19 protein-coding genes are annotated in these 24,011 nt (G+C 65.8%); 17 read left to right on the top strand and 2 right to left on the bottom strand.

Translation table 11 applies throughout. From position 1 onward, the window contains the following. Window positions 1-6: 6 nt before the first annotated feature. Window positions 7-663 (bottom strand): TetR/AcrR family transcriptional regulator, encoded by a 657-nt coding sequence (locus tag sphantq_RS06525; RefSeq protein ID WP_272799870.1) that lies wholly within the window; start codon window positions 661-663, stop codon window positions 7-9. An 89-nt stretch (window positions 664-752) separates the two neighbouring features. Here sphantq_RS06525 and sphantq_RS06520 point away from each other — a divergent pair, with 89 nt between their 5' ends. From sphantq_RS06520 to cobA, 11 genes are all read left to right on the top strand, one after another. Then, the gene (locus sphantq_RS06520) at window positions 753-2,267 is read left to right on the top strand and encodes an efflux transporter outer membrane subunit (protein ID WP_066604670.1); all 1,515 of its coding nucleotides are present in this window, start codon (window positions 753-755) and stop codon (window positions 2,265-2,267) included. Then, window positions 2,260-3,411 carry an EmrA/EmrK family multidrug efflux transporter periplasmic adaptor subunit gene (locus sphantq_RS06515; RefSeq protein WP_272799869.1) on the top strand — a complete coding sequence of 384 codons (1,152 nt, stop codon included), beginning with the start codon at window positions 2,260-2,262 and terminating at the stop codon, window positions 3,409-3,411. The genes sphantq_RS06520 and sphantq_RS06515 overlap by 8 nt, the downstream gene beginning before the upstream one ends. A gap of 21 nt (window positions 3,412-3,432) precedes the next feature. After that, window positions 3,433-4,962 (top strand): DHA2 family efflux MFS transporter permease subunit, encoded by a 1,530-nt coding sequence (locus sphantq_RS06510; RefSeq protein WP_129925846.1) that lies wholly within the window; start codon window positions 3,433-3,435, stop codon window positions 4,960-4,962. Between the two features lie 88 nt (window positions 4,963-5,050). Further along, entirely contained in the window at window positions 5,051-5,635 is a 585-nt protein-coding gene (locus sphantq_RS06505) for an ANTAR domain-containing response regulator (RefSeq protein ID WP_066604659.1), read from the top strand. Further along, window positions 5,632-6,846 carry a CmpA/NrtA family ABC transporter substrate-binding protein gene (locus sphantq_RS06500; RefSeq protein WP_066604655.1) on the top strand — a complete coding sequence of 405 codons (1,215 nt, stop codon included), beginning with the start codon at window positions 5,632-5,634 and terminating at the stop codon, window positions 6,844-6,846. The genes sphantq_RS06505 and sphantq_RS06500 overlap by 4 nt, the downstream gene beginning before the upstream one ends. 358 nt (window positions 6,847-7,204) lie before the next feature. Beyond that, window positions 7,205-8,449, top strand: coding sequence for a nitrate/nitrite transporter (locus sphantq_RS06495; protein WP_066604652.1), 1,245 nt, complete (start codon window positions 7,205-7,207; stop codon window positions 8,447-8,449). A gap of 245 nt (window positions 8,450-8,694) precedes the next feature. Then, window positions 8,695-9,900: a hypothetical protein gene (locus sphantq_RS06490; protein WP_272799868.1), complete on the top strand. Its 1,206-nt coding sequence runs from the start codon at window positions 8,695-8,697 to the stop codon at window positions 9,898-9,900. 235 nt (window positions 9,901-10,135) lie between these two features. Beyond that, window positions 10,136-12,625 (top strand): nitrite reductase large subunit NirB, encoded by a 2,490-nt coding sequence (gene nirB, locus sphantq_RS06485; RefSeq protein ID WP_272800193.1) that lies wholly within the window; start codon window positions 10,136-10,138, stop codon window positions 12,623-12,625. A gap of 5 nt (window positions 12,626-12,630) precedes the next feature. Further along, the gene (nirD, locus tag sphantq_RS06480) at window positions 12,631-12,966 is read left to right on the top strand and encodes a nitrite reductase small subunit NirD (protein WP_066604648.1); all 336 of its coding nucleotides are present in this window, start codon (window positions 12,631-12,633) and stop codon (window positions 12,964-12,966) included. Further along, a complete protein-coding gene (locus tag sphantq_RS06475) occupies window positions 12,966-15,575 on the top strand; it encodes a nitrate reductase (RefSeq protein WP_272800192.1) in 2,610 nt (869 codons plus the stop codon). Before nirD ends, sphantq_RS06475 begins: the two co-directional genes overlap by 1 nt. Next, entirely contained in the window at window positions 15,562-16,344 is a 783-nt protein-coding gene (gene cobA, locus sphantq_RS06470; protein WP_272799867.1) for a uroporphyrinogen-III C-methyltransferase, read from the top strand. Before sphantq_RS06475 ends, cobA begins: the two co-directional genes overlap by 14 nt. A gap of 17 nt (window positions 16,345-16,361) precedes the next feature. Here the strand turns inward: cobA and mobA are convergent, their stop codons facing one another. Beyond that, the gene (gene mobA, locus sphantq_RS06465; protein WP_272799866.1) at window positions 16,362-16,883 is read right to left on the bottom strand and encodes a molybdenum cofactor guanylyltransferase; all 522 of its coding nucleotides are present in this window, start codon (window positions 16,881-16,883) and stop codon (window positions 16,362-16,364) included. Window positions 16,884-16,929: 46 nt separating this feature from the next. Between mobA and sphantq_RS06460 the strand changes: the two genes are divergently transcribed. From sphantq_RS06460 to fdhD, 6 genes are all read left to right on the top strand, one after another. Further along, window positions 16,930-17,832: a LysR family transcriptional regulator gene (locus tag sphantq_RS06460; protein ID WP_272799865.1), complete on the top strand. Its 903-nt coding sequence runs from the start codon at window positions 16,930-16,932 to the stop codon at window positions 17,830-17,832. A 98-nt stretch (window positions 17,833-17,930) separates the two neighbouring features. Then, window positions 17,931-18,383 carry an NAD(P)H-dependent oxidoreductase subunit E gene (locus sphantq_RS06455; RefSeq protein WP_129925850.1) on the top strand — a complete coding sequence of 151 codons (453 nt, stop codon included), beginning with the start codon at window positions 17,931-17,933 and terminating at the stop codon, window positions 18,381-18,383. Then, window positions 18,380-19,981 carry a formate dehydrogenase beta subunit gene (locus tag sphantq_RS06450; protein ID WP_272799864.1) on the top strand — a complete coding sequence of 534 codons (1,602 nt, stop codon included), beginning with the start codon at window positions 18,380-18,382 and terminating at the stop codon, window positions 19,979-19,981. The genes sphantq_RS06455 and sphantq_RS06450 overlap by 4 nt, the downstream gene beginning before the upstream one ends. Next, entirely contained in the window at window positions 19,978-22,824 is a 2,847-nt protein-coding gene (gene fdhF / locus sphantq_RS06445) for a formate dehydrogenase subunit alpha (RefSeq protein WP_272799863.1), read from the top strand. The genes sphantq_RS06450 and fdhF overlap by 4 nt, the downstream gene beginning before the upstream one ends. A 10-nt stretch (window positions 22,825-22,834) precedes the next feature. Further along, window positions 22,835-23,140, top strand: coding sequence for a formate dehydrogenase subunit delta (locus sphantq_RS06440; protein WP_272799862.1), 306 nt, complete (start codon window positions 22,835-22,837; stop codon window positions 23,138-23,140). A gap of 28 nt (window positions 23,141-23,168) precedes the next feature. Then, entirely contained in the window at window positions 23,169-23,981 is an 813-nt protein-coding gene (gene fdhD, locus sphantq_RS06435) for a formate dehydrogenase accessory sulfurtransferase FdhD (RefSeq protein ID WP_443021552.1), read from the top strand. The last annotated feature ends 30 nt before the right edge of the window (window positions 23,982-24,011 follow it).

Genomic DNA, 24,011 nt, shown 5'->3' with positions numbered 1-24,011 from the left:
ATGGCATCAGGCCGGGGGGGGCGGCTGGGGCGCATAGGCGCGCAGGAAGATATCAACGGCGAAGGTCGCGTCGGCGGCGATTTCATTGGGGGCGGGACGGTCGATCCGGCCGATCAGCATTTGTTGGTGGCAGCCGGACAGCGATAGCGACAGCAGCGCGCGTGCGGCGTCGACCGGATCGGCCGGTCGCAACTGTCCACGCATCATCGCGCCATGCAGGAAATCGGCCAGCAAAAGGCGGGTATTTTGCGGCGCAAGGTCGAAGAAAATCTGGCTGAGTTCCGGGAAACGCCGTCCCTGGGCGACGATCAGTCGATGCAGGGCGCTGCCGTCGGGCGAGGTCACTTTTTCGATCAGGCTGCGGCAGGCGCGCTGCAAAGTCAGTTCCAACGCCTCATCGACGTTCAGAATCTGCGATAACTGGGCCTGATAGGCCTTGGCCGCGCGTTCGACCACGGCGGCGAACAAGGCTTCCTTCGAGGGGAAATGACTCCACAAAGTGCCCTTCGACCCGCCCAGTTCCGCCGCAATGCCCGACATGGTGGTGCCTGCGAAGCCATGTTCGAGGAAATAGGTCTGCGCCACCGTTAGGATCGCATCGCGTCGATCCTGGCGGCGGGCCTCCCTTCGCGAGGGAATCGGGGGCGTGTCAGGCGCTGTCATAAAATCGTACCATAGAGTACGCTATTTCGGTTGACAAGGCTTTGCAGGGGCGGCAATGGCAATTTTCATACTAGGTGGTACGGTTTGATATGTCCGTGAGTCGCATTGCCCTGGCCGCCAGAACGGGCGGCATGGCCTCTTCCATCCTGCTGCTGGCCGCCTGCGCCGCAGTCCCCGATCTGGGCGCGAAACCTGAGTTGCGCACGCCCGCCACCATCGCGGCGGACCGCAGTCTGGCGGCTGCGCCCTTGGCCTGGCCGGGTGATGGCTGGTGGAGCGCCTATGGCGATCCGCAGCTTGACGCGCTGATCGCCGAAGGACTGCGCGCATCGCCCGACGTCGCCGCCGCCAGCGCCCGTTTCCGCAAGGCGGCGGGCATGGCGCAGCAGGCGGGTGCGGCGTTGCTGCCGTCGGTCGACCTGGATGCGAGCGGCGGCGCGACCAAGCAAAGCTATAATATGGGACTGCCCCAGAATTTCGTGCCGCAAGGTTGGCTGGGCACCGGGCGCGTGGCGCTGGACATGGGTTTCGACCTCGACCTGTGGGGCCGAAACAAGGCGGCGCTGGCGGCCGCCACGTCCGAAACGCGCGCGGCGCGGATCGACGCGCAGCAGGCGCGGCTGGCGCTGACGACGGGTATCGCCGACGCCTATGCCGACCTGGCGCGGCTGCATGACGAGGCGGATATCGCGCAGCGCACGCTCGACATTCGGATGGCGAGCCAGAAGCTGGTGGCGGACCGGCGCGACAATGGACTGGAAACGCGCGGCAGCGTGCGTCAGGCGGACGCCACCGTATCGTCCGCCCGCGCGCAGCTGGCCGCCGCGACCATGGCGATCGAATTGCGCCAGCATCAGATCGCCGCGCTGATCGGCGCCGGACCGGACCGGGGGCTTTCGATTGGCCGGCCCAAGATCGGCGCGCTGGCGCCGCTGGGCCTGCCCGCCGACGTCACCACCAATCTGGTCGCCCGCCGTCCCGACATCGCCGCCGCACTGGCGCGCGCGCAAGCGGCGGCCAAGCGGATCAAGGTGGCCCATGCCGACTTCTTTCCGGCGCTGCGGCTGAGCGCCCTGATCGGTGTCCAATCGCTGGGCTATGATACGGTCTTCAGCGGCACGTCGGCCACGGGCACGCCCAAGCCGTTCATCAACAGCCTGTTCGACAAGGGATCGCTGTTCGGCACCGTCGGCCCGGCGATCAGCCTGCCGATTTTTCATGGCGGGGCGTTGCAGGGCCAGTATCGCGGCGCGCGCGCCACCTATGACGAGGCGGTGGCGTCCTATGACAAGACCGTGCTGGCCGCCTATCAAGAGGTCGCCGACGCCGTCACCATGCGCAAGACGCTGGACCAGCGGCTGGTTGACGCCCGCGCGGCGGTGGCGGCGTCGGAGGACGCCTATGGCATCGCCCAGAAACGCTACAAAGGCGGCCTGTCCACCTATCTCGACGTGCTGAATGTCGAGGACCAGCTGCTTGGCGCGCGCCAGTCCCTTGCGGGGCTGGAGGCCAGCGCCTTCTCCACCGATATCGCCCTCATCCGTGCGCTGGGCGGCGGTTTCGCCGCCAGCGACTTCCAGTCCAAGGACCAACCCCATGGCTGACGCCAATCCGCAAGCTTCCGCGCCCGACAGCGATGACATGCAGCAGGAAGGCCGCCAATCGGCGCGCAAGACCTGGCTGATCCGGCTGGCCCTGGTCGTCATCGTCGGCGGGCTGTTGTGGGGCGCCTGGTACCTGCTGATCGGTCGCACGCATGTCAGCACCGACAATGCCTATGTGAACGCCGAAATGGCGCAAGTGACGCCGCTTATGTCGGCGCAGGCGATCGACGTGCTGGTCAGCGATACCCAGCAGGTCAAGCGCGGCGACATATTGGTGAAGCTGGACCCGACCGACGCGCAGATCGCGGTGGCGCAGGCGGAGGCCGACCTGGCCGAAGCCAAGCGGCTGTTCCGCCAGACCGCGGCGACCAGCACGTCGCTGGCGGCGCAAGTGGATGCGCGCGGAGCGGATATCGTGCAGGCGCGCGCCCAGTTGGCGAGCGCGCAGGCCGATTTCGACAAGGCGCGGATCGACCTGCGACGGCGCGAGGCGTTGGTGAGCGATGGCGCGGTGTCGGGTGACGAAGTGACGAGCGCGCGCAAGGCTTATGCCGCCGCTCGCGCGGCATTGGAGTTGGCCCGCGCGGGAGTGCAGACCGCACAGGCGACGCGCAGCGCGGCCAGCGGGCAATTGGCGGCCAACGATGCGCTGGTGCGCGGATCGACGGTCGATACCGACCCGGCGGTGATGGCGGCGCAGGCCAAGCTGGATTCGGCGAAGCTGAACCTGGACCGGGCGATCATCCGCGCGCCGATCGACGGCGTCGTCACCAAGCGGCAGGTGCAGGTGGGACAGCGCGTGGCGCAGGGCAGCCCGATCATGAGCATCGTGCCGCTCGCCCAGGTCTATGTCGACGCCAATTTCAAGGAGCGGCAGCTGCGCGGCGTGACCGTCGGGATGCCGGCCAGGGTGACGTCGGACCTGTATGGCGGCGACGTCGTCTATCATGGCAAGGTCGTCGGCTTTTCCGGCGGCACGGGCGCGTCCATGTCGCTGATCCCGGCGCAGAACGCGACGGGCAACTGGATCAAGGTGGTGCAGCGCCTGCCGCTGCGCATCGCGCTCGACCCCAAGGAACTGGCGGCGCATCCGTTGCGCGTGGGCCTGTCCATGGATGTCGAGATCGACCTGTCCGAAAAGTAACACCAAAGGAATGTCCGGGCGATGAGCAGCGACGACGATATCTTCTCGCGACTCTCGCCGCGCAGCCGGACGCTGGCCGGGCTGGTGCTGGCGATGAGCAATTTGATGGTCGTGCTCGACCTGACGATCGCCAATGTTTCCGTGCCGCATATCGCGGGGAATCTGGGCATTTCGCCGGATCAGGGCACCTGGATCATCACATCCTATGCGGTTGCGGAGGCGATCTGCGTACCTCTGACCGGATGGCTGGCGCAGCGTTTCGGCGTGGTGCGCATGTTCACCATGGCGATGATCGGCTTTGGCCTGTTTTCCGTCCTGTGCGGCCTGTCATCGACGCTCGGCATGTTGGTCGCCTGCCGCATTGGACAGGGCATTTGCGGCGGGCCGATCATGCCGATGTCGCAGACGCTGCTGATGCGCATTTTTCCACCGGAAATGCGCGGGAGAGCGATGGGCATGTGGGCGATGACCACGCTGATGGGACCGGCGTTGGGACCGATCGTGGGCGGTTATATCAGCGACAATTGGAGCTGGCACTGGATCTTCTTCATCAACCTGCCGATCGCGGTGCTGTGCATTTTCGCGGCGCAGGCGCTGCTGAAGCCGGTGGAGACGGAGACGGCCAATGTGCCGATCGACAAGATGGGCCTGTTCCTGCTGGTGTTCTGGATCGGCTGTTTGCAGATCATGCTGGACATCGGCCGCGACCATGACTGGTTCGCCGATCCGATAATCGTGGCGCTGGCGCTGTTGGCGGTCATCGGCTTCGTCGCCTTCGTCATATGGGAGTTGACCGAGGAGCATCCGGTGGTCGACCTGCGGGTATTCCGGCATGTCGGCTTCAGTTCCGGCCTGTTCACCATGGCGCTATGCTTTGGCGCCTATTTCGCGAGCATCGTCGTCATTCCGCAATGGTTGCAGATGTCGATGGGCTATACCGCGACCCTGGCGGGCATCGTTACCGCGATGACGGCGATGGCGGCGTTGTTCACAGCGCCGATTGCGGGATATATGATATCGCGGGTCGATGTGCGGTTGATGATTTCGGGCGCGGTCGCCTGGATCGGCATCATGTCGCTGGTGCGCGCCCATTGGACCAGCGGCGTCGATTTCGGCACGATGATCATTCCGCAGTTCGTCCAGGGCTTCGCTCTGCCCTTTTTCTTCATTCCACTGACCACGCTGACGCTGGGTTCGGTGCTGCCCAGCGAAACCGCATCCGCCGCGGGTTTGCAGAATTTCGTGCGCACCATGGCGACGGCGATCGCGACGTCGCTGGTTCTGACCAGTTGGGGCGACAGCCAGCGCGTGTCGCGCAACGATATGGCCGACGTCCTGCAACCCGAACAGACGCAATCCCTGCTGTCCAGCCTGGGCTTTTCCCCCGAACAGGCGCGCCAGACCATTTCCAACCTGGTCGAGCAGGAGGCGATCGTCATGGCGGTCGATCATGTTTTCTTCATGTCGGCTATGATCCTGTTCGCAGCGGCGGTGATCGTGTGGATCGCGCCCAAGCCGCGGGGCAATGTGGATACGTCCGCCGCACACTAAGCGTCAGGATGGCCGCAGCGCGATCCGCCGCCCGATTGACGCGGCGCAGCATCGCGGCCAGTGAAGGGGCGAAAAGAGGCAAGGGTAGATGCGAATCGTCATCATCGATGACAGCGGGCTGCGCGCGACCGTCCTGGAGGAGGGACTGCGCGAGGCGGGTTATGACGATATCCATATCGTCCCCCCGCGCGGCGCGTTCGTCGCGCGACTGGAGCGGATGGCGCCCGATGTCGTGCTGATGGACCTGGGCAGCCCCAGCCGCGACACGCTGGAGGAAATGCTGACCGTCAGCCGCGCGCTCGCCCGGCCGATCGCGATGTTCGTGGACCAGTCGGACGAGGCGATGATCGGCGCGGCGATCGATGCGGGCGTGTCCGCCTATGTCGTGGATGGACTACGCAAGGAGCGGGTGAAGCCGGTGCTGGAACTGGCGGTGCGGCGCTTCAACGCCTTCGCCAAGATCCAGGGCGAACTGGACGAGGCGCGCACCGCGCTGTCCGAACGCAAGATCATCGACCGGGCCAAGTCGATCCTGATGAACCAGCGATCGCTGAGCGAGCAGGACGCCTATGCGCTGTTGCGGTCCGCGGCGATGAACCAGGGCAAGAAGATCGTGGAGGTGGCGCAGGCGCTGATCACCGCGAGCGAGCTGTTGGGCGGAGGGGGATTATGACGACGGACCTGAAAATCGCCTTTCTGCCGTTGACCGACGCCGCCGTGCTGGTGGCCGCGTGCGAGCAGGGCTTTGCGGAAGAAGAGGGGATCGCGCTGGAGCTGGTGCGATCGACCAGCTGGGCGACGCTGCGCGACCGGCTGGTCTATGGCCAGGTCCATGCCGCGCAGATGCTCGCGCCGCTGGCCGTGGCGGTGACGCTGGGCCTGAGCCAGCAGCCCGCCGCGCTGGCCGCGCCCTACAAGCTGAACGTCAACGGCAATATGCTGGTGATGGCCCGCGATTTCGCCGCCGCGCTGGAGCCGGACGTGGCGCGGCGGGTCGCCGATCCGCTGGGCACCGCGCATGATTTCGCCGCGGCGATCGGCCTGTGGCGGCGCAAGCCGATGATCGGTGTCGTGCATCGCTTTTCCAGCCATAGCCTGATGCTGCGTTACTGGCTGGCGAGCGCGGGGATCGACCCCGACAAAGATGTGGTGTTGCGCGTGCTGCCGCCGTCGCTGACGGTGGAGGCGATGCGCGCGGGCGAGATTGACGGCTTCATCGCGGGCGAACCCTGGGGCAGCGCCGCGGTGGAGGCGGGGCTGGCCGAGACGGTGGCGGTGGGCGAGCGCATCTGGCGGCGCGGCGTGGAGAAGGTTCTGGCCTTCCGCGAGCCGTGGCTGGAGGAGAATCCCGACATCGTCGACCGGCTGCTGCGCGCACTGGCGCGGGCGGCGGCCTGGTGCGACGATAGCGGCAATCATGCCACGTTGGCGGAACTGCTGGCGCGGCCGCGCTATGTCGATCAGCCGGCGGACCTGATCGCGCGGGCGCTTTCCGGGCAGATGGTGGCGCGGGCGGGCGAAGCGCCGGTGGCCAATTCCGACTTCATGCTGTTCAGCCGGGAAGCCACGCCCTTTCCCTGGCGCAGCCAGGCGTTGTGGATCTATTCGCAGCTGGTGCGGTGGAACATGGTCGAGCACGACGCCGCTGCGGCGGCCAAGGCGGGCGCGGTGTTCCGGCCGGACGTCTATCGCCGGGCGCTGGCCAACAGCGACGTTGCCATGCCGGGCGCCAGCATGAAACTGGAAGGCGCGGTCGACCTGCCGCTTGCGGTGGGATCGCGCCGGGGCGAATTGACGCTGGGGCCGGACCGATTCTTCGACGGGCGGGTGTTCGACCCGGAGAAGATCGAGGATTATCTGGCGGGATTTGCGCCGGGGCGATGAGGCGGGCGGATCGCGCAAAATCGATCCGGCAAAAAATAATCCGGTCGGGCTGCCCCTGTCGAATCCTGCACTTTCTCTTTATAAGACAAGAAGAAAGAGCGGCCCTTCCACAGGCTCAGGGCGAACGGCAATAGGGGGGCGGTTCGTCCTCCCATTTTGTGCCTTGCAACATGATGCGAATCGCGAGATACCATAAGGGTCGCACGACGAAGTGCGCTGACAAGGATGCGCCGTCCCAAGGGTGGGATCGCCATCCTCATCCATATTCGCAGCAAAGCCGCTGACCGGATTTACCGCCAAGGTAACGTCCGGCCTGCGGCTTTTTTCGTGTCCATTTCCGTTTATTGGGGGACGTAGCATGGCAACCGCTTATTGGGATCGTGATGGAGAGGCCGCACCGGCCGCACCCGCGACAAGTTTCTGGAAGGCCGGCCACACGCCGACCTTGATCGCCGCATTCCTGTATTTCGACCTCGCCTTCATGGTGTGGGTGTTGTTGGGGCCGCTTGCGCCCATGATTTCCAAGACGCTGATGCTGACCCCGGCCGAAAAGGGCCTGATGGTCGCGGTGCCGACGCTGGCTGGCGCGCTGCTGCGCGTGGTCAACGGCCTGCTGGTCGATCGGATAGGCCCGAAACTGTCGGGCGCGATCAGCCAGATCATTGTGATCCTTGGCTTGTTCACCGCCTGGATGATGGGCGTGAACAGCTTTGGCGGCACATTGGCGCTGGGCGTCATCCTGGGCTTTGCGGGCGCGAGTTTCGCGATCGCGCTGCCGCTGGCGAGCCGCTGGTATCCGCCGGAGCATCAGGGCAAGGCCATGGGCCTGGCTGGCATGGGCAATTCGGGCACGGTGCTGGCGTCGCTGTTCGCGCCGATGCTGGCCAAGATTTTCGGCTGGAACGCGGTGCTGGGCCTGGCCTGCATTCCGCTGACGATCGTGTTCGTGGCCTATATGCTGATGGCGAAGGACGCGCCCAACGCGCCCCCGGCCAAGAAGCTGGTCGACTATTTCGAGCCATTGAAGCAGGCTGACGCCTGGTGGCTGATGGGCTTTTATTCGGTGACGTTCGGCGGTTTCGTCGGCCTGGCCGCGAGCCTGCCGATCTACTTCACCGACCAGTTCGGCCTGACCCCGATCATCGCGGGCTATTGCACCGCGGGATGCGTGTTCGCCGGATCGCTGGTGCGGCCGATGGGCGGCGCGCTGGCCGACAAGATCGGCGGCGTGAAGACGCTGACCATGGTGTTGATCGTCGCGGCGCTGGCGCTCGCCGGGGTGGCCTTTGCCACCACATTGGTTGGCGCGCTGGGCCTGTTCGTCCTCGCCATGCTGGCGCTGGGCACCGGCAACGGATCGGTCTTCCAGCTAGTGCCGCAGCGGTTCCAGGCGGAAATCGGCGTGATGACCGGCCTGGTCGGCATGGCCGGCGGTATCGGCGGCTTCTACCTCGCCAGTTCGCTGGGGATCGCCAAGCAGTTCACCGGCAGCTTCGCATCGGGCTTTCTGATCTTCGCCGGGCTGGCGGTGGTGGCCTTGCTGGGCCTGATGCTGGTCAAGGCCAAGTGGCGCGCGACCTGGACCACGGGCGCCCGCATCTAAAAGAGTAGGAGAGGCGGCGGCCCATCGTCAAGCATCGCGCGGAAAAGTGGGACCCGGTTTTCCGCACCAGCGATGCGACGATGAAAGGCTGCCGCCCCAAAGTTAACATCGTTCGGGCCGAGCGAAGTCGAAGTCTCTCACTGAGCGCAGCGAAGCAGCTTCGCCTCCGCTCAGCAGAGCCCTTCGACATCGCTCGGGCGAACGGGATTAGATCCGTATCTTCGTCCGAGGGGGGACGATTTCCCATGAAAAAGATCATCGCATCGGCGGCCGTGCTGGCCGTCGCAGGGCCAACTTACGCCCAAGAGATTAGTTTGAAACCCGTCGCCGAAGCGCGGTTGCGCTATGAGCATGTCGATCAGGATGGCCTGCCACAAGACGCCGACGCCCTGACCATGCGCGCCCGCGCCGGGTTGATCGCCACTAGCGGCGCGCTGTCCGCGAGCGTTGTGGGGCAGGGGACGCTGGCGCTCATCGACCGCTATTATGACGGGGTGAATGGCGCGGCGACCCGGCCGATAGTGGCCGATCCGGAGAATATCGCGCTCTATATCGCGCAGTTGCAGTACAAGACCAAGGCGGTGACGCTGACTGGCGGACGACAGAAGATCGCATTGGATGACGAACGGTTCGTGGGCAATGTCGCCTTTCGCGACAATGCGCAGACGTTCGACGCGGTGCGCGCCGAATGGGCGCCGGCCAAGGGGTTGAAGCTGGACGTCGCCTATGCGTGGAGCGTGCGCACGATATGGGGTTTCCAGGGCAAGGGCGCGCGGCAGCAGGCGGTGAGCGGGGACAATATCCTGGCCAACCTGTCCTATGTAACGCCCGTCGGCACGCTGACCGGCTTTGGCTATATGGTGGATCAGGATGAAGCCGCGACGCAGGGGTTTCGCATGTCCAGTCAGACCTATGGCGTGCGGCTGGCGGGATCGCGGCAGCTCTCCAAGGTCGCCAAGCTGAGCTATCAGTTCAGTTATGCGCGCCAGTCCGACCATCATCGCAATCCCAATGATTACAGCGCGGATTATTGGCTGGCGGACGCGACACTGGATTTCAGCGGATGGAAGCTGAACGCGGGCTATGAAGTGCTGGGCGCCAGCAGCGGCGCGGCTTTGACCAGTTTCCAGACGCCGCTGGGCACCAATTTCAAATTCCAGGGCTGGGCCGACAAGTTCCTGGTCACGCCCGCCAATGGCGTGCGCGACCTGTATGTCGGTGGCGGCTATGGCTGGAAACAGGTGGGGCCGATGACGGGCGTGGCGCTGGCGGCGACATGGCACCGGTTCGACAGCGACCGGCTGGACCTGCATTATGGCAATGAGTGGAACCTCATCGCATCCGCGAAGGTGAAGAAGACCGCTTTGTCGGTCCGCTATGCCCATTATGACGCGAAGGCGATGGCGACGGACACCGACAAGCTGTGGTTGCAGGCCGATTGGGCCATCTGATTGAAAATCCATGAGAGGAATCGCTTGAGTGATCGAGCGATTCCCCATATGCTGCACTGCAAGGGACAAGGATGTCCTTCTCACATAGCCGCGGCGGTCCAGGGACGGATCGACAAGGCCCATATGATGGCAAAGCCGCCATCCTGACTTTCGGTTCTTACCGGGGGTCAGGATGGCGGCTTTTTGTTTTTCTGGAGCGACGGGGATGGAATTTCAGATCGAGACGCAGGCCGCAATGGCGCCGGTGGCGGGCGGCGATGACCAGATGCTGGTGCCGATGGACGATGTGCGCGAACATCTGGTCGTGGTCGGCAACGGCATGGCCGGGTGCCGCGCGGTCGAGGAACTGCTGGCGCGGGACGGCGCGCGCTATCGCGTCACCATCTTCGGCGCAGAGCCTTATGTGAATTATAATCGCATCATGCTGTCGCCCGTGCTGGCGGGCGAGAAGACGTTCGACGACATCGTCATCAACGATCGCGCCTGGTATGACGATAACGGCATCGCGCTGATCGCGGGCGATCCGGTGACGGCCATCGACCGGGCGACCAAGAGCGTGACCGCGCAAAGCGGCCGGACGGTGCATTATGACAAGCTGTTGATCGCGACCGGTTCCGATCCGTTCATCATCCCGGTGCCGGGCAAGGATCTGCCAGGCGTCATCAGCTTCCGCGACATGAAGGACGTCGACACCATGGTCGCAGCCGCCGGGAAGGGCGGGAACGCGGTGGTGATCGGCGGCGGGTTGCTGGGGCTGGAGGCGGCGCATGGCCTGACGCTGCGCGGGATGAAGGTGACGGTCATCCACCTGATGGACACGCTGATGGAGCGACAGCTGGATGAAGCGGCCGGCTGGCTGCTCAAGAGCGCGCTGGAAGGGCGGGGCCAGACCATCCTGACCGGGGCCAATACCGCCGAAATTTATGGTGAAGGCAAGGTCGAGGGCGTCCGGTTGAAGGATGGCCGCGAAATTCCCGCCAGTCTGGTCGTCATGGCGGTGGGCATCCGTCCCGCGACCGCGCTGGCGCGCGAAGCGGGGCTGGAGGTCAATCGCGGCATCAAGGTCGATGACCATATGGTCACCAGCGATGCGGACGTGCTGGCGGTTGGCGAGTGCGTCGAGCATGACGGCAATGTCTATGGCCTGGTCGCGCCGCTGTGGGACATGTGCCGCAGCCTGGCCGACGGGCTGACCGACCAGCATACAGGCTATAAGGGTTCGGTCACATCGACCAAGCTGAAGGTCGCGGGGCTGGATGTCTTTTCCGCCGGTGATTTTTCGGGCGGCGAGGGGTGCGAGGATATCGTCCTGCGCGATGCATCGCGCGGGGTGTATAAGCGGGTCGTGGTGAAGGATGACAAGGTCATCGGCGCGGTCCTCTATGGCGATACGGCCGATGGCGGCTGGTATTTCGACCTGCTGAAGCGCGGCGAAAATGTCGCCGAGATGCGCGACCTGCTGATCTTCGGTCAGGCTTTCGCCCAGGGAGGGGGCGCGCTGGACCCTAAGTCGGCCGTTGCGGCGCTCTCGGACGATGCCGAGATTTGCGGCTGCAACGGCGTTTCCAAGGGCCAGGTCGTCGCCTGCATCGAACAGGGCGCATGCAGCCTGGACGCGGTGCGGACGGGGTGCAAGGCGTCGGCGAGCTGCGGCAGTTGCACCGGCTTGGTCGAAAATCTGCTGGCGGTGGTGCTGGGCGATGACGTCCAGTCCGGCCCCAAGACGATGTGCAAATGCACCAGCTTTGGCCATGATGATGTGCGGCGGGAGATCGTGGCGCAGGATATGCGGTCGATCCCCGAAGTGATGCAGAAGCTGCATTGGTCCACGCCCGACGGCTGTTCGTCCTGTCGCCCGGCGCTGAATTACTATCTGCTTTGCGCGTTGCCGGGCGTCTATGTCGACGACCAGCAGAGCCGCTTCGTCAATGAGCGGATGCACGCCAATATCCAGAAGGACGGCACCTATTCGGTCGTGCCGCGCATGTGGGGCGGCCTGACCAACCCACGCGAATTGCGCGCGATCGCCGACGTGGTCGAGAAATATGACGCGCCGATGGTCAAGGTCACTGGCGGGCAGCGGCTCGACATATTCGGGATCAAGAAGGAGGATTTGCCCGCCGTCTGGGCGGACCTGAACGCGGCGGGGATGGTGTCGGGCCATGCCTATGGCAAGTCGCTGCGCACGGTGAAGACCTGCGTGGGGAGCGAATGGTGTCGTTTCGGCACGCAGGATTCGACCGGCCTTGGCGTCAAGACCGAGCGGATGACCTGGGGGTCGTGGATGCCGCACAAGTTCAAGATCGCGGTGTCGGGTTGCCCCCGCAATTGCGCTGAAGCCACGATCAAGGATTTCGGCATCGTGTGCGTGGACAGCGGCTATGAGCTGCATGTCGGGGGCAATGGCGGCATCCATGTCCGCGTCACCGACCTGCTGTGCAAGGTGTCGACCGAGCAGGAGGCGCTCGATTATTGCGCCGCCTTCACCCAGCTTTACCGCGAAGAGGCCCGCTATCTGGAGCGGACCGCGCCGTGGATCGAGCGGGTCGGCGTGGAGTATGTCAAGCAGCGGATCGTGGAGGATGAAGCCGGTCGCGAGGCGCTGCGCGCGCGGTTCCTGTTTTCGCAGCAGTTCATGCAGGACGACCCGTGGGCGCAGCGCGCCGCGGGCGCCAATAGCGACCTGCACCAGCATCTCGACCCCATCTCCATCGCGGCGGAGTGAATCATATGACGGATTGGATCGACATCGGCACCCTGGCCGACATTCCCCAGCGCGGCGCGCGGACGGTGCAGATCGGCGGCGAAAAGGAGATCGCGGTGTTTCGCACCGGCGACGACCAGGTGTTCGCGCTGGTCAATGAATGTCCGCACAAAAAGGGGCCACTGAGCCAGGGCATCGTCCATGGCCATAGCGTCGCCTGCCCGCTGCATAACTGGAATATCGCGCTCCAGACCGGCGAGGCGCAGGGCGCGGACGAGGGCTGCACGCCGACCATCGCGGTCAAGGAAGAAGGCGGGCGGATATGGATCGCGCGGCCTGTCGCGATGCAGGCGGCGGCCTGATGGCGGAGCCGATCCGCACCACCTGCGCCTATTGCGGTGTCGGCTGCGGCATATCGGCCACGCCGACCGGGCCGCGATCGGTCGTCATCAACGGGGATGCGGCGCATCCGGCCAATGCCGGGCGGCTCTGCTCCAAGGGCACGCATCTGGGCGAGACGGTGGGGCTGACCGGGCGCCTGCTGCATCCAATGGTGGGCAGCAGGCGGGCGAGTTGGGACAAGGCGCTGGACCTGGTCGCGAAGAAGTTTCGCGAGACGATCGCGCGGCATGGGCCGGACAGCGTCGCCTTCTATGTCTCCGGCCAATTGCTGACCGAGGATTATTATGTCGCCAACAAGCTGATGAAAGGCTTCATCGGTTCGGCCAACATCGACACCAACAGCCGCCTTTGCATGTCGAGCGCGGTGGCGGGGCATAACCGGGCATTTGGCGAAGACATCGTGCCCGCCAGCTATGACGATCTGGACGAAGCCGATCTGATCGTGCTGGTCGGGTCCAACACCGCCTGGTGCCATCCGATCGTGTATCAGCGCATCCAGGCGGCGCGCGCGGCGCGTGGCACCAAGCTGGTCGTGATCGATCCGCGACGCACCGAAACCTGCGAGGACGCGGACCAGCATCTGGCGGTGAAGCCGGGCGCCGACGTCGCGCTGATGAACGGCCTGCTCGCCTGGTGCGTGGCCGAGGGGATGACCGATCCGGCGTTTCTGGGCGATAGCGTGACCGCGCCCGACGGCTTCTGGGATCATATCGGCACCGGCCACGACCTGTGGACGACGGCGAAAACCTGCGACATTGCGCCCGCGCTGCTGGAGCAGTTTTTCCGGCTGTTCGCCGCGACGCCGCGCACGGTCACCCTGTTCAGCCAGGGCATCAACCAGTCGATCCGTGGCACCGACCAGGTCAATGCGATCATCAACGTCCATCTGGCCACTGGCCGCATCGGCAAGCCGGGCGCAGCGCCCTTCTCCATCACCGGCCAGCCCAACGCCATGGGTGGGCGCGAGGTCGGCGGGCTGGCGTCCACATTGGCGGCGCATATGGATTTCGCGGCCGACAATGTCGCGCGCGTCGGCCGTTTTTGGGCCGCGCCGACGATGGCGACCAAGCCGGGGTTGAAGGCGGTGGACCTGTTCCGCGCTATCGGCGAAGGGCGGATCAAGGCGCTGTGGGTGATGGCGACCAACCCCGCCGTGTCGCTGCCCGATGCGGGGCGCGTGCGTGAGGCGCTGGAAACATGCCCCTTCGTCGTGGTGTCGGACATCATCGCCGATACCGACACCAGCGTTCATGCCGACGTCCGCCTGCCCGCCGCCGGATGGGGGGAGAAGGACGGCACCGTCACCAACAGTGACCGCACGATCAGCCGCCAGCGGCCCTTCCTGACGTTGCCGGGCGAGGCGCAGCCGGACTGGTGGATTGTGACGCAGGTTGCGCGGCGCATGGGGTGGCGCAATGCCTTCGCCTATGACCGGCCCGCCGATATCTGGCGCGAACATGCGCGGTTGACCGCCTATCAGAATGACGGGGCACGGCTGTTGAACCTGCGGGCGTGGGCGACGATCGGCAATGACGCCTATGACGCGATGGAGCCGTTCCGCTGGGGCGGGACGCCCTTTGCCGACGGGCGTTTTCCGACCCCCGACGGCAAGGCGCGGCTGGTGCTGACAAAGCAGATGGAGGTGCAAGCGCCGCTCAAAGACTGGCCGATGACGCTGAACACCGGCCGCTATCGCGACCAGTGGCATACGATGACGCGCACCGGCCTGGCGCCCAAGCTGGCGCGGCATCGCGAGGAGCCGCTGGTCGAGATCCATCCGCGCGATGCACAGGCGTTGGGGATAGGCGATCGCGATCTGGCGCAGGTGCAGACGGCGCAGGGGAGCAGCCTGTTTCGCGTGATGTTGAGCCAAGGACAGCGGGTCGGCGAGATTTTCACGCCGATCCATTGGACCGACCAGGTGTCGAGCGGCGGGCGCACCGGCCTTTTGCCCCGGCCGCTGGTCGATCCCCATTCGGGTCAGCCGGGTTTCAAATCGACCCCGGCCAGCGTCGAGCGGGTCGCGACCGAATGGAAAGGCTTCCTGATCCTGCGGGGCCAGGAGCCAGTGAAGCTGCCCTGCCTTTGGTCCACCAAGATCAGCGTGCCGGGCGGCGCGCTCTACGAAGTAGCGGGCAATGGCGATGCCGCGCGGTTGGAAGCGTGCCTGCCCAAGGGTGAGCGGGTCGAGGCGATCGACCAGACGCGGGGCACGCGGCGGGTGGCCATCATCCGTGAAGGCAAGCTGGCGGGCGTGCTGTTCATCACCCGCACCGGCCTGCTGCCGTCGCGCGACTGGCTGATCGGGCAATTGTCGGTCGAGGGTGTGGGCGCATCGGTGTTGGCCGCGCGCGGGCCGGGCAGCCAGCCGGACAAGGGCGCGACCATCTGCGTCTGTTTCGACATCGGCCTGAACCAGATCGTCGCGGCGATCCGCGAGCAGCAACTGGTCGATGTGCCGGCGATCGGCAAGGCGATCGGCGCGGGCACCAATTGCGGGTCGTGCCGGCCCGCGCTCGCCAATCTATTGAAAGAGAGTCGTCAGGAGACGCTTCATGCAGCCGAATGAGATGATTGCGCCCGGTGAGGTGTGGCTGGTCGGCGCGGGGCCGGGCGACCCGGACCTGCTGACCCGCAAGGCGGAGAAGCTGATCGCAGCGGCCGATATCGTATTTTATGACGCGCTGGTGGGGCCGGGGGTGCTGGACCTGATCCCGCAGGACGTGGAGCGGGTGAGCGTGGGCAAGCGGTCCGGGCGGCATAGCAAGCAGCAGGGCAGCATCAACGACCTGTTGCTGGTGGCGGCGCAGGCGGGCCGGCGGGTGGTGCGGTTGAAGGGCGGCGATCCGTCGGTATTCGGCCGGTCGGCCGAGGAGATGGCGCATTTGGGCGCGGCGGGGGTGCGTTTCCATATCTGCCCCGGCATCACCACGGCGAGCGCGGCGGCGGCGAGCGGGAGTGCGTCATTGACCTTGCGGGGCGTGGCGCGGGGGCTGACTTTGGTGACGGCGCATCTCAAGGCGGGCGAGCCGCTGAAGCTGGACTGGGAAGCGCTGGCGCGGCCGGGCGGGACGCTGGGCATCTATATGGGGCGTGCGGCGGCGGGCGAGATTGGCCGGTCGCTGATCGCGGCGGGGCGCAACCCGGAGACGCCGGTGATGGTGGCGGTCAATGTGTCGCTGCCCAGCGAGCGGCTGATCCGGGGGAAGCTGTCGGCGCTGGCGTTTCTGGTGCAGACGATCAGCGATGACGATCCGACCTTGCTGCTGATCGGCGAGGCGGTGGCGGGGACGCCGGTGGTTGCGGATATGGCGGTGGGTGAGGTGCTGGCGGTCTGAAATTGCGGGAACACGGGCTATAGACCCGCCAGATCCTCCGGCCGGTTGATGTTGGGGAGGACCAGGCCCGGTATCTCCACCACGCGCGCGTTTGCGCGGTCGATCCAGCCATATATTGACCGATTATTCTCCTCCGCCAGATGGGCGTCCAGTTCGGATGCGAGCGTGGCGGGCCACCAGCCGAGCAGTTGCTGGCCTTTGAGGATGGCGGCGCTTTCGCCGATCAGGGCGGCGGGCAGGGCTGCGGGATAGAAGGGCATGTCGCAGCCGGTGGTCAGCACGCCCGCAAAGCCATAGTCCAGCGCATGATGGAGCGCGGCGTTCAATCCGCCGAGCGGTCCCATGTCGGACGCGGGGCGATCGGGCAGGCCGCCTTCCCGCCCGCAGATGACGACCGCCGCCACATGGGGGGCGAGGCCCGCCACCGCATGGTCGATCAGGGTGCGGCCGTCGGCCATGCGGGCCAGCGCCTTGTCGCTACCGAAGCGGCTGGAGCGGCCGCCGGCCAGCACGGCCCCCAATATCCTTGTCTCGTCCATGGCCGCTCCCTTGATAGTTATGCTCTATAAGGCATAAGGTGGGGATATGCAGACCCGCCTTGTCGAATATTTCCTGGCGCTGGAGCGCGAAGGCCATTTCGCCCGCGCCGCCGCGCATTGCAATGTGTCGCAACCCACTTTGTCCGCCGGGATTGTCACGCTGGAGACGCAATTGGGCAAGAGGCTGATCCGGCGCGACCGCAAATATGGCGGGCTGACCGCGGAGGGAGAGGCGATATTGCCATGGGCGCGGCAATTGGTGGCGGCGGCCGAGGCGCTGGGGCAGGCGGCGGAGACGGCGCGCGGGCCGTTGAGGGGGGAACTCAGATTGGGCGCGATTCCGGCGGCGATGCCCGCCATCGGATGCCTGGTCGCGGCGATGCAGGCGCGGCATCCGGGTTTGAACGTGTCGATCCGGGCGTCGACGTCGCGCCAGATCGAGCGCGATCTGGCGGCGTTCGAACTGGATGCGGGGTTAACCTATCTCGATTTCGAGCCGCCCGCCCATGCGCTGTCGGTGCCGCTCTATGTCGAGCGGACGATGTTGGTGAGCGCTGTCGATGGCGTGGTGGTGCCCGATCCGCTGGACTGGGCGGGGTTGGCCATATTGCCGCTCTGCCTGCTGCATCAGGGGATGCAGAATCGGCGGATTCTGGATGCGCGGCTGGCCGAGCGGGGGCTGGCGCTGCGGCCATTGGCGACGGCGGACAGCTATGTGGCGCTGCTGGGGCTGGTGCAGCAGGGGCGGCTCTGCTCCATCATTCCCGACAGTCATGCGACCTTGCTGGACGGACTGAGTTGGGCGCGGACCCACGCCATGCCCCAGACGGACGAAGGCAGCCGGGTCGGGGTGATCGTGTCCGACAGCGCGCCGATGGGGCCGCTGGCGCAGGCGGTGCTGGGGGTCGCGCGCGAAATGCGCCTGCCGCCGGGCTTTCGAACAGCGTGATAGGCTTTTTCTATCAAAGATGGACGACTTCGATTTGACCCGCTGATGGCCGGGGCGCAGGATCGCACCCAAAATTCGGGCCAGAAGGCAGGGTAGAAATGGAAGAATTTATCGGCGCATGGACCGCGCGCCACGGCGCGACGCGCGACCGGCTGTTGCCGCTGCTGCACGCGATGCAGGAAGAGGCCGGCCATATCGACGATGCGTGGGTGCCGGCGATCGCCAAGGCGCTGAACCTCAGCCGCGCGGATGTGCATGGGGTCGTCACCTTCTACCATGATTTTCGCCGGGTCGCGCCGGGGCGGCATGTGGTGAAGCTGTGCCGAGCCGAAAGTTGCCAGGCGCGGGGCGCCGCGGCGATCGAAAAGGCGGCGGCGGAGCGATTGGGCGTGGCGATGGGCGCGACGCGGGCCGACGGGCAGGTCGCGCTGGAGCCGGTTTATTGCCTGGGCCTGTGCGCGATCGGTCCCAATGCGCTGGTCGACGGACGGCCGGTGGCGCGGATTGATGCGGCCGCGCTGGAGCGGATCGCACTGGAGGTGGCGGCATGACGCGCGTGTTTGTGAGCCGCGACATGGCGTCGGTGGCGCTGGGCGCGGACGATGTGGCGCGGGCCTTTGGTGATGCCGGGTGCGAGGTGGTGCGAACGGGATCGCGCGGGCTGTTCAGCATCGAGCCTCTGGTCGAGGTGGAGACGGACCTGGGGCGGATCGGCTTTGGTCCTGTGGGACCGGGCGATGTCGCGGCGGTGCTGGACGGCGCGCACGCGGCGCGGTTGGGGAAGGTGGAGGACCTGCCTTTCTTTGTCGGGCAGCGGCGATTCACCTTCGCGCGGTGCGGGGTCATCGATCCGCTGAGCCTGGCGGATTATGCGGCGCATGGTGGCTGGCAAGGATTGGGGACGGCGCGGGCGCAGGCGGTGCAACAGGTGGTCGATACGGTCAAGGCGTCGGGGCTGCGCGGGCGCGGCGGTGCGGGGTTCCCGACCGGGATCAAGTGGCAGACGGTGCTGGACGCGCCTGCTGACGAGAAGTTTATCGTCTGCAATGCGGACGAGGGCGACAGCGGCACCTTCGCCGACCGGATGCTGATGGAGGGCGATCCCTTCTGCCTGATCGAGGGGATGGCGATTGCCGCTCATGCGGTCGGCGCGCGGCATGGCTATATCTATATCCGGTCGGAATATCCGTTCGCGATCGCGACGATGCGCGCGGCGATCGCGGCGTCGGCGCACATCGTCGCGCCCTTCATGCTGGAGGTGCGCGAGGGCGCGGGCGCCTATGTCTGCGGCGAGGAGACGGCGCTGCTCGATTCGATCGAGGGCAAGCGGGGGCAGGTGCGGGCCAAGCCGCCTTTGCCGGCGTTGCAGGGGCTGTTTGGCCGGCCCACGGTCATCAACAATGTGCTGAGCCTGGCGGCGGTGCCGTTCATTCTGGCGCAGGGGGCGGATGCCTATGCGGCGGTCGGGTTCGGCCGGTCGCGCGGGACCATGCCGGTGCAACTGGCGGGTAATGTGCGGCATGGCGGGCTGTATGAGGTCGGTTTCGGCATCACGCTGGGTGAATTGGTGAACGATATCGGCGGCGGCACGTCGAGCGGGCGGCCGGTGCGGGCGGTGCAGGTGGGCGGGCCGCTGGGCGCCTATTTCCCGCCGAGCATGTTCCATCTGCCGTTCGACTATGAGGCGTTCGCGGCCGCGGGCGGGTTGATCGGCCATGCCGGGATCACGCTGTTCGACGATAGCGTGGACATGGCGCATATGGCGCGCTTCGCAATGGAGTTCTGCGCGGCGGAAAGCTGCGGCAAATGCACGCCTTGCCGGATCGGATCGACGCGCGGCGTGGAGATTATGGACCGGATCATCGGGGCGCGGGACACGTCTCACCCTGAAGATAAGGGGAAGGTTTCGACAGGCTCAGCCCGAACGGGGGAGGGCTATTTGGATAGGGCGCTTTACTCGCGGGCACCGAACCGGATCGATGTGTCGATCGAGGCGCAGACCAGCCTGCTGCGCGATCTGGCCGATACGATGAAATATGGGTCGCTCTGTGCGCTGGGGGGCTTCACCCCTTATCCGGTGCTGAGCGCGCTCGATTATTTTCCCGAAGATTTTGGTGCGAGTGCGCCGATCAAGGAGGCCGCGGAATGAGCTTCAACCGCGAAACAGATCATGGTACGCCGCCGGCGATCTCCACTGGCAAGTCCGTCACCCTGACCATCGACGGGCAGAGCGTGACCCTGCCCGAAGGCACCAGCATCATGCGGGCGGCGTCGCTGACCGGCGGGTCGATCCCCAAGCTGTGCGCGACCGACAGCGTGGAGAGTTTCGGCTCCTGCCGCCTGTGCCTGGTCGAGGTAGAGGGGCGCAATGGCTATCCCGCATCCTGCACCACGCCGGTCGTGGACGGCATGGTGGTGCGGACGCAGACCGAGCGCCTCAAGCAATTGCGGCGCGGGGTGATGGAATTGTATATCTCCGACCATCCGCTCGATTGCCTGACCTGCGGCGCGAACGGGGACTGCGAATTGCAGGATCAGGCGGGCGCGGTCGGCCTGCGCGATGTGCGCTATGGCTATGACGGCGCAACCAATATGGGGCAGGCGAAGGACCAGTCTAACCCCTATTTCGACTTCGACCCCAGCAAGTGCATCGTCTGTTCGCGCTGCGTGCGGGCGTGCGACGAAGTGCAGGGGACGTTTGCGCTCACGATCGAGAATATGGGCTTTGCCTCCAGGGTGTCGGCGTCGCAGGGCGAGGATTTCCTGGGGTCCGAATGCGTGTCCTGCGGGGCGTGCGTGCAGGCTTGCCCGACCGCGTCGCTGATCGAAAAGGCCGTAGTGGAGATCGGCACGCCCGATCGCGCCGTCGTCACCACCTGCGCCTATTGCGGCGTGGGTTGCACGTTCCGCGCGGAAATGCGGGGCGAGGAACTGGTGCGGATGGTGCCGTGGAAGGACGGCAAGGCCAATCGCGGCCATAGCTGCGTCAAGGGCCGCTTCGCCTGGGGCTATGCCCAGCATCAGGACCGTATCCTGAACCCCATGATCCGTGCGTCGGTGAGCGAACCGTGGCGCGAAGTGTCGTGGGACGAGGCGATCGCTTATACCGCGAGCGAGTTTCGCCGGATTCAGGCGAAATATGGGACGCGCAGCATCGGCGGGATCACGTCGAGCCGGTGCACCAATGAAGAAACCTTTCTGGTTCAAAAATTGATCCGGCAGGGGTTCGGCAATAATAATGTCGATACTTGCGCGCGGGTTTGCCATTCGCCGACCGGCTATGGGTTGAGCCAGACGTTCGGGACGTCGGCAGGGACGCAGGATTTTGACAGCGTGATGGCGGCCGACGTCATATTGGTGATCGGCGCAAACCCGACCGACGGGCATCCGGTGTTCGCCAGCCGCATGAAGAAGCGGTTGCGGCAGGGCGCGAAGCTGATCGTCATCGACCCGCGCCGTACCGATATGGTGCAATCGCCCCATATTGCGGCGGAGCATCATCTTCCCTTACGGCCCGGCACCAATGTCGCGATGCTGACCGCGATGGCGCATGTCATCGTGACCGAGAAGCTTTATGACGAGGCGTTCATTCGCGAGCGCTGCGACTGGGACGAATTTGCCGATTGGGCGGAGTTCGTGTCGGAGCCAGCGCGCTCGCCAGAGGCGATCGAGCCATTGACCGGCGTGAAGGCGGACGAGGTGCGTGCGGCGGCGCGGCTCTATGCCACCGGGGGTAATGGCGCGATCTATTATGGGCTGGGCGTCACCGAACATTCGCAAGGTTCCTCCACCGTCATGGCCATCGCCAACCTGGCCATGGCGACCGGCAATGTCGGACGCGAGGGCGTGGGCGTGAACCCGCTGCGGGGGCAGAATAATGTGCAGGGCGCTTGCGACATGGGCAGTTTCCCGCATGAATTTTCGGGCTATCGCCATGTGTCCGACACCGCGACGCGCAGCATGTTCGAGCGGGCATGGGGCGTGGCGCTGGACGCCGAGCCGGGATTGCGCATCCCCAACATGCTGGACGCCGCGACCGACGGGACGTTCAAGGGGCTGTTCGTGCAGGGCGAGGATATCCTGCAATCCGATCCCAATACCCATCATGTCGCAGCCGGGCTGGCGGCGATGGAGTGCGTGGTGGTGCAGGATCTGTTCCTGAACGAAACCGCCAATTACGCCCATATCTTCCTGCCCGGATCGACATTTCTGGAGAAGGACGGCACCTTCACCAACGCGGAACGGCGCATCCAGCGGGTGCGCAAGGTGATGGCCCCGCTGAATGGCTATGCCGACTGGGAGATCGTGCAGTTGGTGGCGAACGCCATGGACTTGGGCTGGACCTATGGCCACCCGTCCGAAATCATGGATGAGATTGCCGCACTGACCCCGACCTTTGCCGGCGTGCATTATGACCGGCTGGAGGCGGAAGGATCGCTGCAATGGCCGGCCAATGACGCAGCGCCCGACGGGACGCCGACCATGCACATAGACGGCTTTGTGCGGGGGAAGGGCAAGTTCGTCGTCACCGACTATGTGCCGACCGACGAGAAGACCGGACCGCGCTTCCCGTTGTTGCTGACGACGGGGCGGATATTGTCCCATTATAATGTCGGGGCGCAGACGCGGCGGACCGCCAATACCGCCTGGCACCCGGAGGATCGGCTGGAGATGCATCCGAGCGATGCGGACAATCGCGGCCTGAAGGACGGCGACTGGGTGACTTTGCGCAGCCGGGCTGGGGAGACGACGCTGCGCGCGCTTGTTACCGAGCGGGTCGCGCCGGGCGTGGTCTATACGACCTTCCATCACCCGGAGACGCAGGCGAACGTCATCACCACCGACTATAGCGATTGGGCCACCAACTGCCCGGAATATAAGGTGACGGCGGTGCAGGTGATGGCGTCGAACGGGCCGAGCGACTGGCAGCAGGATTATGTGCGGCAGGCGCGCAACAGTCGCCGCATCGCGCCGTTGGAAGCGGCCGAATAGGGAGGCGGATATGAGCGATGATATCCATGTCATGTCCACCGAGGACCGCCTGCTCTATATGGCGCACCAGATCGCGCGCAATCTGGCGATGATGGGAGACGCGAAGGCGACGGAAGCGCTGGCCGAGCATCTGACCCGTTTCTGGGACCCGCGGATGAAGGCGCAGATCGTCGCCATCGCGCAGGACCAGCCCGACCGGCTTTCGCCGATGGTGGCGGCCGCCGTCGCGCGGATGGCGCGGGGTCGGGCGGCGCCTGATGTCGACGCGACGCAATTCAACGCGGTGGACGAGACGGGCCATTGCGACGCCGGTTGAGCGGCGCGCCGTCCACCGCTACGCCCTGATGATGGAAGACGCCGCCGCCAGCCCCCTGACATTCGATCGTCTGACCCCGGACGGCCGGACGCAGGCGATCGCCCGCGCGCTGGCGGAGGAAGTGCCGGTCGCGATCGAATTTAACGGCATCGGCTATGCGGTGCTGATGGCGACGCCGAGTGACATTGGCGATCTGGTGCTGGGCTTTGCGCTGGCCGAGCGGCTGATCGGGCCGGGCGATGCGGCGTTCGATGTCGACACGCATCGTACCGACCAGGGGATCGTGGCGCGCGCGACATTGCCGCAGGACCGCACCGAGGCCTTGCTGGAGCGAGTGCGGCATCGTGTGTCGGAGTCGTCGTGCGGCATGTGCGGGATCGAAAATCTGGAGCAGGCGATAAGGCCGCTGCCCAAGGTGACGGCGGTATCGCGGGCGGACCCCGCCGCCATCTTTCGCGCATTGGGGGGGCTGTGCGATCATCAGCCGTTGAACGCGGCGACCGGGGCCGCCCATGCCGCCGCCTGGGTCGGCGCGGATGGCGCGATCTTGTTGGTGCGAGAGGATGTCGGGCGGCATAATGCGTTCGACAAGCTGATCGGGGCGATGGCGCGCCAAGGAGACAGGGCACGGGCGGACTGGGACGGCGGTTTCGCGCTGCTGTCGTCGCGCTGTTCCTATGAACTGGTGGAGAAGGCGGTGCTGAGCCAGTGCCCGATGCTGGTCACCATTTCCGCGCCGACGCGATTGGCCGCGACTCGCGCGGAGGCGGCCGGCCTGCCGCTGGTCGTGCTGGCGCGGGGCGATGCGCTGTTGCTGCGCGGCCACAGGCTGTTGCCCTAAACCGGCGACGGCTTGGCATTGCATCCGCTT

The organism is Sphingobium sp. AntQ-1 (genome assembly GCF_028538045.1).
Taxonomy (GTDB): Bacteria; Pseudomonadota; Alphaproteobacteria; order Sphingomonadales; family Sphingomonadaceae; genus Sphingobium; species Sphingobium cupriresistens.
The sequence above is the reverse complement of the archived record's forward strand: the minus strand, read 5'-3'. Positions and strand labels throughout refer to the sequence as shown.

Excerpts from the sequence above, each read along its gene's own strand:
- sphantq_RS06525 (WP_272799870.1), bottom strand. The coding sequence starts at position 663 with ATGACAGCGCCTGACACGCCCCCGATTCCCTCGCGAAGGGAGGCCCGC.
- sphantq_RS06520 (WP_066604670.1), top strand. The coding sequence starts at position 753 with ATGTCCGTGAGTCGCATTGCCCTGGCCGCCAGAACGGGCGGCATGGCC.
- sphantq_RS06515 (WP_272799869.1), top strand. The coding sequence starts at position 2,260 with ATGGCTGACGCCAATCCGCAAGCTTCCGCGCCCGACAGCGATGACATG.
- sphantq_RS06510 (WP_129925846.1), top strand. The coding sequence starts at position 3,433 with ATGAGCAGCGACGACGATATCTTCTCGCGACTCTCGCCGCGCAGCCGG.
- sphantq_RS06505 (WP_066604659.1), top strand. The coding sequence starts at position 5,051 with ATGCGAATCGTCATCATCGATGACAGCGGGCTGCGCGCGACCGTCCTG.
- sphantq_RS06500 (WP_066604655.1), top strand. The coding sequence starts at position 5,632 with ATGACGACGGACCTGAAAATCGCCTTTCTGCCGTTGACCGACGCCGCC.
- sphantq_RS06495 (WP_066604652.1), top strand. The coding sequence starts at position 7,205 with ATGGCAACCGCTTATTGGGATCGTGATGGAGAGGCCGCACCGGCCGCA.
- sphantq_RS06490 (WP_272799868.1), top strand. The coding sequence starts at position 8,695 with ATGAAAAAGATCATCGCATCGGCGGCCGTGCTGGCCGTCGCAGGGCCA.
- nirB (WP_272800193.1), top strand. The coding sequence starts at position 10,136 with ATGGCGCCGGTGGCGGGCGGCGATGACCAGATGCTGGTGCCGATGGAC.
- nirD (WP_066604648.1), top strand. The coding sequence starts at position 12,631 with ATGACGGATTGGATCGACATCGGCACCCTGGCCGACATTCCCCAGCGC.
- sphantq_RS06475 (WP_272800192.1), top strand. The coding sequence starts at position 12,966 with ATGGCGGAGCCGATCCGCACCACCTGCGCCTATTGCGGTGTCGGCTGC.
- cobA (WP_272799867.1), top strand. The coding sequence starts at position 15,562 with ATGCAGCCGAATGAGATGATTGCGCCCGGTGAGGTGTGGCTGGTCGGC.
- mobA (WP_272799866.1), bottom strand. The coding sequence starts at position 16,883 with ATGGACGAGACAAGGATATTGGGGGCCGTGCTGGCCGGCGGCCGCTCC.
- sphantq_RS06460 (WP_272799865.1), top strand. The coding sequence starts at position 16,930 with ATGCAGACCCGCCTTGTCGAATATTTCCTGGCGCTGGAGCGCGAAGGC.
- sphantq_RS06455 (WP_129925850.1), top strand. The coding sequence starts at position 17,931 with ATGGAAGAATTTATCGGCGCATGGACCGCGCGCCACGGCGCGACGCGC.
- sphantq_RS06450 (WP_272799864.1), top strand. The coding sequence starts at position 18,380 with ATGACGCGCGTGTTTGTGAGCCGCGACATGGCGTCGGTGGCGCTGGGC.
- fdhF (WP_272799863.1), top strand. The coding sequence starts at position 19,978 with ATGAGCTTCAACCGCGAAACAGATCATGGTACGCCGCCGGCGATCTCC.
- sphantq_RS06440 (WP_272799862.1), top strand. The coding sequence starts at position 22,835 with ATGAGCGATGATATCCATGTCATGTCCACCGAGGACCGCCTGCTCTAT.
- fdhD (WP_443021552.1), top strand. The coding sequence starts at position 23,169 with ATGATGGAAGACGCCGCCGCCAGCCCCCTGACATTCGATCGTCTGACC.